The sequence below is a fragment of the Brevundimonas sp. UBA7534 genome (assembly GCF_002479325.1).
In the GTDB taxonomy this organism is placed as follows: domain Bacteria; phylum Pseudomonadota; class Alphaproteobacteria; order Caulobacterales; family Caulobacteraceae; genus Brevundimonas.
This window is the reverse complement of record NZ_DLMO01000155.1, coordinates 12,273-13,374: the sequence shown is the minus strand read 5'-3', so window position 1 is coordinate 13,374 and position 1,102 is coordinate 12,273. Positions and strand designations below refer to the sequence as shown.

Genomic DNA, 1,102 nt, shown 5'->3' with positions numbered 1-1,102 from the left:
GCTGGGCGTCAACGCCGCCGCGACCAACGCCGGCGCCAGCTTCGTCAATTCGATGATGTTCCTGGTCAACGAGCAGAAGTATTTCGCCAGCACCGACGGCTCGTACATCGACCAGGACATCCATCGCATCTGGGCCCCCTTCACCGTCACCGCCATCGACCAGACCACGGGCAAGTTCCGCTCGCGCGACGGGCTGTCGGCGCCGATGGGCATGGGTCTGGAGTATCTGGACGGCAATCCCGCCGACAAGATCACCGCCCCGAACGGCGTGGTCAGCTATGGCATGTCCTACGACATGACCGAGGACGCGGTCGCGGCCGCCCGCCAGGCGCGCGAGAAGCTGACGGCGACGTCGGTGAAGCCCGGGCGCTACGATCTGGTCCTGGATCCGAACCACCTGGGCCTGACCATCCACGAGTCGGTCGGTCACCCGTTGGAGCTGGACCGCGTGCTGGGCTACGAGGCGAACTACGCCGGCACCAGCTTCGCCACCCTGGACAAGCGCGAGGCGCGCTTCCAGTACGGCAGCGAGATCGTCAACATCATGGCCGACAAGACCCAGCGCGGTAGCCTGGGCGCGGTCGGCTACGACGACGAGGGCGTCCAGACCAAGAGCTGGCCGCTGATCCAGGACGGCAAGCTGGTCGATTACCAGGCCACGCGCGATCAGGCGCACATCCTGGGCAAGGACGCCTCCGACGGCTGCTCCTACGCCGACTCCTGGTCCACGGTGCAGTTCCAGCGGATGCCCAACGTCTCGCTGCAGCCGGGCAAGACCAAGATGAGCGCCGCCGACATGATCTCCAACGTCGAGGACGGCATCTACATCCTGGGCCGCGGCTCCTTCTCGATCGACCAGCAGCGCTACAACGCCCAGTTCGGCGGCACCCTGTTCTACGAGATCAAGAACGGCCGCATCACCCAGCCGCTGGAAGATGTGGCCTATCAGATGCGCACGCCCGAGTTCTGGAACGCCTGCTCGGCCATCTGCGACGAGAGCGACTATCGGATGTTCGGCTCCTTCTTCGACGGCAAGGGCCAGCCCAGCCAGGTGTCGGCCGTCAGCCACGGCTCGTCGACCACGCGCTTCGACGGCATCAAC

At 65.8% G+C, this 1,102-nt stretch carries 1 protein-coding gene; it reads left to right on the top strand.

Annotated elements, in window-relative coordinates; genetic code table 11:
- Positions 1-1,102, top strand: a 1,102-nt coding sequence (locus B2U11_RS12730) for a TldD/PmbA family protein (RefSeq protein ID WP_292072196.1), incomplete at both ends; no start/stop codon positions are given.